Annotated in this window: 10 protein-coding genes; 6 read left to right on the top strand and 4 right to left on the bottom strand. The window is 34.5% G+C overall.

What is annotated here, in order from left to right:
- Window positions 1-2 precede the first annotated feature (2 nt).
- The gene (locus J3495_RS19470) at window positions 3-89 is read left to right on the top strand and encodes an IS3 family transposase (protein WP_393054197.1); all 87 of its coding nucleotides are present in this window, start codon (window positions 3-5) and stop codon (window positions 87-89) included.
- Between the two features lie 103 nt (window positions 90-192).
- Here J3495_RS19470 and J3495_RS17540 read toward each other — a convergent pair whose 3' ends face one another.
- Window positions 193-624, bottom strand: a complete 432-nt coding sequence (locus J3495_RS17540) for a tellurite resistance TerB family protein (RefSeq protein ID WP_210668024.1) — start codon at window positions 622-624, stop codon at window positions 193-195.
- 171 nt (window positions 625-795) lie between these two features.
- Here J3495_RS17540 and J3495_RS17535 point away from each other — a divergent pair, with 171 nt between their 5' ends.
- The 4 genes from J3495_RS17535 to J3495_RS17520 all read left to right on the top strand — a co-directional run bounded on the left by J3495_RS17535 (window position 796) and on the right by J3495_RS17520 (window position 3,792).
- Window positions 796-1,389, top strand: coding sequence for a HupE/UreJ family protein (locus tag J3495_RS17535; RefSeq protein WP_210668026.1), 594 nt, complete (start codon window positions 796-798; stop codon window positions 1,387-1,389).
- Between the two features lie 8 nt (window positions 1,390-1,397).
- Window positions 1,398-1,829, top strand: coding sequence for a deoxycytidylate deaminase (locus J3495_RS17530; protein WP_210668023.1), 432 nt, complete (start codon window positions 1,398-1,400; stop codon window positions 1,827-1,829).
- Window positions 1,830-3,407, top strand: coding sequence for a S41 family peptidase (locus J3495_RS17525; protein WP_210668022.1), 1,578 nt, complete (start codon window positions 1,830-1,832; stop codon window positions 3,405-3,407).
- 73 nt (window positions 3,408-3,480) lie between these two features.
- Window positions 3,481-3,792, top strand: coding sequence for a hypothetical protein (locus tag J3495_RS17520; RefSeq protein ID WP_210668021.1), 312 nt, complete (start codon window positions 3,481-3,483; stop codon window positions 3,790-3,792).
- A 96-nt stretch (window positions 3,793-3,888) separates the two neighbouring features.
- On the opposite strand, the gene J3495_RS17515 is transcribed toward J3495_RS17520, so the two are convergent.
- The 3 genes from J3495_RS17515 to J3495_RS17505 form a co-directional block, all read right to left on the bottom strand.
- Window positions 3,889-4,494 carry an FAD-dependent oxidoreductase gene (locus tag J3495_RS17515; protein ID WP_210668020.1) on the bottom strand — a complete coding sequence of 202 codons (606 nt, stop codon included), beginning with the start codon at window positions 4,492-4,494 and terminating at the stop codon, window positions 3,889-3,891.
- Between the two features lie 3 nt (window positions 4,495-4,497).
- Window positions 4,498-4,698, bottom strand: coding sequence for a hypothetical protein (locus J3495_RS17510; RefSeq protein ID WP_210668019.1), 201 nt, complete (start codon window positions 4,696-4,698; stop codon window positions 4,498-4,500).
- Window positions 4,699-4,801: 103 nt separating this feature from the next.
- Window positions 4,802-5,380: a MarC family protein gene (locus J3495_RS17505; RefSeq protein ID WP_059117691.1), complete on the bottom strand. Its 579-nt coding sequence runs from the start codon at window positions 5,378-5,380 to the stop codon at window positions 4,802-4,804.
- A gap of 367 nt (window positions 5,381-5,747) precedes the next feature.
- Here J3495_RS17505 and J3495_RS17500 point away from each other — a divergent pair, with 367 nt between their 5' ends.
- Window positions 5,748-6,317 (top strand): DUF3109 family protein, encoded by a 570-nt coding sequence (locus J3495_RS17500; protein ID WP_078229216.1) that lies wholly within the window; start codon window positions 5,748-5,750, stop codon window positions 6,315-6,317.
- Window positions 6,318-6,392: the final 75 nt, after the last annotated feature.

The raw sequence follows: 6,392 nt of genomic DNA, 5'->3' as shown, positions 1-6,392 counted from the left end.
ATATAGACTATTACAATAATGATCGAATAAAACTTAATTTAAAAGGAATGAGCCCGATACAATATCGAGCTCATTATTATCAAATTTAATTATAAATTCGTCTAAACTTTTGGGTGCAGTCCAAATTGAGATTTATCGGGTTTTGTTTTTTATTGTAGTTCCAGATTTTGATGGTGGATCAAAAACTGGAAACTATTTATTCATGTTTTGCATTTCGTATACAAAAGTATCCGAATCTACTTTTTTATCTACCAATGACAAGGCTTTTGCGATAATGTGGTTAACGTTACCTGGCGTAAATCCTAAAGCAATACCTAATTTTCTCAACATTATTTCTTGCTTGTCTTCTAGATGGTGATCAACATGTACCATTCTGGTTAAATCGTATAAACGCTCTAAACGTTGTACATATAAGTAAGGCGGGTTGATTGGATATTTCGAAGGTTGGCTAAGGATTTCTTCGTATTCAGCCTCTGAAATTTCTAAACGAGCAGCTAATTTGTCTAAGAAATCTTTCTCTTCCGGGTGAATTGTTCCATCTGCTAATGCTACACGCACAATAGCTGAAAAGTGACCTTTGTTTCTTTGTTTGAATTCGCTATCGAATAAATCTGAAAATGACATAATTATAGAGTTTTTATCGTACAAAGATATATCTTAATTTTAAATTATTAATTTTAATTTTTTCATAAAATTTTAACTTATTTTATCCGTTGTAATAACGTTGCAGCTTCTGTAATTTTCAAAATTAATCGTAAGTTTACAACCCCTTAATCAATTAATACAAAAATAATGATGTCAGAATTTTGGATTTATTTTCAAATAGGATTGAAGCATGTTTTAGATATTCATGCTTATGATCATGTCCTGTTTTTAATCGCTTTAACCGTTCCTTACTCCTTCAAAGACTGGAAACGCATTCTATTATTAGTTTCTGTTTTTACAATAGGACACACATTGGCATTGTTGCTTTCTGTTTTTGGAATTATTGCAGTAAAGGCCAATATTGTTGAGTTTCTTATTCCGATTACGATTCTGATAACAGCCGTTTTTCATCTTTTTACAGCCGGGAAAACTGGTAAAAATGAAAGCCTGAATCTGATATTTTTTGTAACCTTATTTTTCGGAATCATTCACGGTCTTGGGTTTTCAAATTATTTTAAAACGATTTTAGGAGGAACTGCAACATCAAAATTACTACCTTTAGGCGAGTTTGCTCTGGGGATCGAAGTAGCACAGTTGGTGGTCGTTTTTATTGTTTTAATATTATCGTATATTGTGCAGACTGTTTTTCGTTTTTCAAAACGCGATTGGACGCTTGTAATGTCAGCTTTTGTTATAGGTGTTGTCATTCCGATGATTATTTCGAGTCCGATCTGGAACAGATAAAATATTAAATGGAAGAAAAAAAATTAAATAAATACGATAAAGCATATTTGCGAATTGCAAAAGAATGGAGTTTACTCTCTTATTGTAAACGTAAACAAGTAGGAGCCATTATCGTAAGAGACAGAATGATTATCTCAGACGGTTACAACGGAACACCATCCGGATTTGAGAATTGCTGCGAAGATGAAGAAGGATTAACGCGTTGGGATGTTTTGCACGCCGAAGCAAATGCCATTCTAAAAGTAGCCCGTTCTACGCAATCCTGTGAGGGCGCAACATTGTATATTACCCTTTCACCTTGCAAAGAATGCAGTAAATTGATCCATCAGTCAGGAATAAAAAGAGTGGTTTACCATAACGGATATCGTGATGATGCCGGAATAGCATTTTTGATAAAAGCGGGTGTAGAAGTAGAGCATATTCCTGTTTTAGAAGAATAAATGAAAACAAATACTAAATACCTGCCTATTATTATCGGGTCGACTTTGGCGCTCGGTATTGTTCTCGGAAGCATGATGAATGCTACTGTTGAGGATCAGTTTTTGGCTAAAAATTATTCTAAAACAAAACTCAATAAGTTAATTGATTTTATTAATAATGAATATGTTGACAGTGTCAACACAGATTCGATTGTAAACTTAACAGTCGATAATATTCTGTCAAAATTAGACCCGCATTCGGTTTACATTCCGCCTGCAGAACAGGTTAGTGTTGTCGAAAGCATGAGAGGTGATTTTGTAGGCATAGGCATCAATTTTTACATGTACAAAGATTCTGTTGCTATTATAAAAACAGTAGAAAATGGTCCTTCTGCTAAAGCGGGATTAAAGTCTGGTGACCGAATTTTATTTGCAGGAAAAACAAAATTATACGGTCGAAGATTGCCTTCTGATAGTTTGTTTTCGAAGCTAAAAGGTAAAGTAGGCTCAGAAATTGAGCTAACGGTTTTTAGAAAATCTGAAGAGAAAAAACTCAAATTCAAAATAAAAAGAGATGTCATTCCGCTAAAAAGCGTCGATGCGGCTATGCTATTGGCCAATAAAACGGGTTACATAAAAATAAACCGTTTTGCCGAAACTACTTTTAGTGAGTTTAAGTCGGGTTTGACGAAGTTGAAACAAAACGGAATCCAGTCTTTAATCATTGATCTTCGTGACAATGGAGGCGGTTATATGGAGGAAGGAGTGGCTATAGCCGATGAATTTTTGAAAGACAAGCAACTTATTGTTTTTACAAAAAATAAAAACGGTGATACCGAAAAAACCTATGCTACAGCAAGAGGTGGTTTTGAAACCGGAAAAGTCTATGTTTTAATTAATGAAAATAGTGCCTCTGCAAGCGAAATCCTGGCGGGAGCACTTCAGGATAATGATCGCGGCACAATTGTAGGACGCCGCTCTTTTGGAAAAGGATTGGTGCAACGGGAAATGGATTTTAACGACGGATCTGCCGTAAGACTGACCGTTGCCCGCTATTACACACCCACAGGACGCTCTATCCAGAAGCCTTATAAAAAAGGAAATGAAGAATATTTTAAAGAGTCTGAAGACCGTCTAGAAACTGGCGAATTGTACGCCAAAGACAGTATAAAGGTAGCGGATTCTCTAAAGTTTAAAACGCCAAAAGGTAAGGTTGTTTATGGTGGTGGTGGTATCGTTCCTGATGTTTTTGTGCCTCTCCAGGTAGAACACGGCAACGAAAATGTAGCGTATCTGCTGCAAACTGGAGTTGTGGGACATTTTGTTTTTGAGGAATTAGACAAGAATCGTAATGCTTTTGCAGGACTTCATTTTAATGAGTTTCTTGTAAAGATGAAAAACGATGATCTTTATTTCAAACAGTTTAAAAAATATATTGCACTCACAGGTTTGGACTTAAAATTAGACAAAACCAAAGCATTAGTCAATCGCTATATCACGGCCGAATTTGCCCGACAATTGTTTGGAGAATTGTATTATTATGATGTAATTCTAAAAGAAGACGCGATGATTAATAAGATTTTGAATGCTAAGAAATAATTATTTTTTAAAACTAAAAGCAATGTATTCTGCTTAAAATAATGTGTTCTTCGCGCCAATTAAAATACCAACTATGAAAAATATCAAAAAGATAAGTGTGCTTCTCATTGTAATGACTTTTATAATTTCCTGCGCTTGCACCAAAGATAAAAACACCATTTCTGGAAAAGTCGAATCGATAGAATTTGGTAAAGACGGCTATACAGCCAAGATCAACACTGATAAAAACGAGGTTTATTTTGCAACGATCAGTATTGTTAATGTTGGAGGTCCTCAACATTACAAACAATTGAAGCAAGGTGAAGAAGTTGCTTTAAAAGGAGAAATTTGGAATACTGACACCGAAAAACATATCAAGGTTAAAGAAATTGTTTCGATTAAATAAAATTTCAACACAAATTCATAAACTATAACCATTTGCACTAAACCAGTTTATTACGCATTTATCTTAATTCTTGTTTAATGCAAATGGTTTTTATATTTATCGAGTACTGTCGTGAGCGTGGGTTTGAATACCGTTGTTCCACAGCGTAAGAATGTCGGTTGCTACGGCGGCGCCACTTCCTGAGGCAATTGCCAGTTGGCTTCTCCAGCCTGCCAAAGTTCCAATTGCATAAATGCCTTCAGCTACTTTATGATCTTCATTTTTGAGCTGAATGCGTTGTTTTTCAGGTAAAGCTTTTTTGTGTGGTTCTACATAGTGCATCAATCCTTCGATTGCAAAGGTATTCGCAGACCCAATTCCAACAATGATATTTTTGGTTTTATAGGAACCTTTGTTGGTGGTTACCGTAAAATTGGGGTAGAAACCTTCGATTTTAATTACTTTTTCGTTCGGAAGCTGTGTTATATGAGGATAACTTTCGGCTAAATGTTTCGTACTTTCTGTTAATAGTTCGTGACCAAGTTTGCCCGGAGTTATGCCATAAGCATTGTAGAAAATAGCTTCTTGTAACGAAGAATTTTTCTGATGGGTAAAAATTCCAATTTTTTTGTCAGCAGCAAATGCTTTGTTTCTAGCCGATCCTAAAACAAGAGCACAGGACATGCCTGAAACCCCTCCGCCAATGATTAATGCGTCAAACATCTCTTATCTACCATGTGTTTTTTCTTCAATTCTTTTAGAAATTCTAAAAATCAAAAGAATCAAAACGGCACAAAATGAAGCGGCTATTCCAATAAAAGCTACAGCACTGTCTCCCTGGAAAGGATTTTTGAAGTCAAGCAGCGTAATATTAAAAACAATTAAGGCCAATGCTAAAATTACTAAGATTGAGGTAAAAATTTTCATGTGGTTGTTTATTTGTCTAAAATAATAAAGTAAAGTTTAAAAAGTAGTAATTGCTTAAACTATATTTTAGAAATTTTATGGTGTAAATTTATAAAAATATCTTTTAGACAAACAAACCTTTAACATTAGCAGCGAATAATTTAACAGCAATGGCTAAAAGTATTACTCCAAAGGTCTTGCGAACAACTCCTAGTCCGTTTTCTCCTAATAAATTTTCGATTTTTTTAGAAGATTTTAAAACAATATAGACCAGAATGATGTTTAATAAAATGGCTATAATAATATTTATAGTGTGAAATTGAGATCGTAACGATAATAAGGTTGTCATGGTTCCTGCACCGGCTATTAGCGGGAACGCCAGAGGAACGATAGAAGCGGATCCTGGTTCTTCGTCGCGATAGATTCTTATTCCTAAAATCATTTCCAGAGCCAGAAAAAACAAAACAAAGGATCCTGCAACAGCAAACGAATGTACATCGATACCAATTAAGCTTAGAAAACCTTCACCAACAAAAAGAAAAACAATCATAATCATTCCGGCTACGATTGATGCTTTCTCCGACTCGATGTGACCAACTTTTGCTCGTAAATTTACAATAATCGGAATAGATCCTACGATATCAATTACTGCAAAAAGTACCATTCCGACAGTGATAATTTCCTTAAAATCAATTTCTAACATACTTTTTTTATTTAGCGATTAAAGTTCGACAAAGGTAATTAATAAAGTTAGTCGTTTTATTTTTTTGAATCAAACGCTGTATTTTTGTTATAAAAACATGTTTTTTTGACTAAAAAAGTGATATTTGTAACAATAAGTAGTTTGTTCTATTGATTCTAAGTGTAATCGAAAGATTTTTTGTGGCTTCTAAATGATTTTTTCTGCTTGTTTGAGGACGCAATTTTATCATTTTTTAAATTTCAATAAAAAAACTGTAATTGTTCTTTGCAATAAAATTTCCACTAAGTGTTAGGGTTGGATATTGGCTGTATTTTATCTGCTTTCTTTGACTATCTTTGCACTTTATAAATTTTAGTACTTTACAATCATGTTTCAATTAGGTAAAACCATTATTTCTGAGGATATTCTTGAAAAAGAATTCGTGTGCAATTTGTCGGCTTGTAAAGGAGCTTGTTGTGTTGACGGAGATGCTGGCGCACCTTTGAGCGAAGCTGAAACTAAAATTCTGGAAGAAATTTATCCTAAAGTAAAACCTTTTTTAAGAAAGGAAGGAATTGCCGCAATCGAAGCGCAGGGAACCTGGGTAAAAGGAACAGACGGTGATCTTGAAACGCCATTAATTGACGAAAAAGATTGTGCGTACGTTATTTTTGATGGTAAAACAGCGCTTTGTGGCATTGAGCAAGCCTATAATCAAGGAATTGTAGATTGGAAAAAACCCGTTTCCTGTCATTTATATCCTATCCGCGTCAAAGATTTTACCGAGTTCGCCGCAGTCAATTATGATAAATGGGACATTTGCGATGATGCTTGTTCTTTAGGTAAAGAATTAGAAGTTCCTGTTTATAAATTTGTCAAAGAAGCTTTAATTCGTCGCTTTGGCGAAGACTGGTATTTGGAGCTTGAAAAAGTGGCTGAAGAGCTAAAAAAATCTTAAAAATCCGTTAGCCATTACTGTCATTGAGAAGGTCTGAATTTTGACTAAAAAAACCAAAAGTAAGCTTCTGAAAAA

Origin of the sequence: Flavobacterium geliluteum, from assembly GCF_017948595.1 — a bacterium.
GTDB lineage: Bacteria > Bacteroidota > Bacteroidia > Flavobacteriales > Flavobacteriaceae > Flavobacterium > Flavobacterium flavipigmentatum.
Note: the sequence above shows the minus strand (reverse complement) of the source record. Positions and strands in the feature narration are given on the sequence as shown.

Excerpts from the sequence above, each read along its gene's own strand:
- J3495_RS17500 (WP_078229216.1), top strand. The coding sequence starts at position 5,748 with ATGTTTCAATTAGGTAAAACCATTATTTCTGAGGATATTCTTGAAAAA.
- J3495_RS17535 (WP_210668026.1), top strand. The coding sequence starts at position 796 with ATGTCAGAATTTTGGATTTATTTTCAAATAGGATTGAAGCATGTTTTA.
- J3495_RS17505 (WP_059117691.1), bottom strand. The coding sequence starts at position 5,380 with ATGTTAGAAATTGATTTTAAGGAAATTATCACTGTCGGAATGGTACTT.
- J3495_RS17540 (WP_210668024.1), bottom strand. The coding sequence starts at position 624 with ATGTCATTTTCAGATTTATTCGATAGCGAATTCAAACAAAGAAACAAA.
- J3495_RS17530 (WP_210668023.1), top strand. The coding sequence starts at position 1,398 with ATGGAAGAAAAAAAATTAAATAAATACGATAAAGCATATTTGCGAATT.
- J3495_RS17520 (WP_210668021.1), top strand. The coding sequence starts at position 3,481 with ATGAAAAATATCAAAAAGATAAGTGTGCTTCTCATTGTAATGACTTTT.
- J3495_RS17510 (WP_210668019.1), bottom strand. The coding sequence starts at position 4,698 with ATGAAAATTTTTACCTCAATCTTAGTAATTTTAGCATTGGCCTTAATT.
- J3495_RS17515 (WP_210668020.1), bottom strand. The coding sequence starts at position 4,494 with ATGTTTGACGCATTAATCATTGGCGGAGGGGTTTCAGGCATGTCCTGT.
- J3495_RS17525 (WP_210668022.1), top strand. The coding sequence starts at position 1,830 with ATGAAAACAAATACTAAATACCTGCCTATTATTATCGGGTCGACTTTG.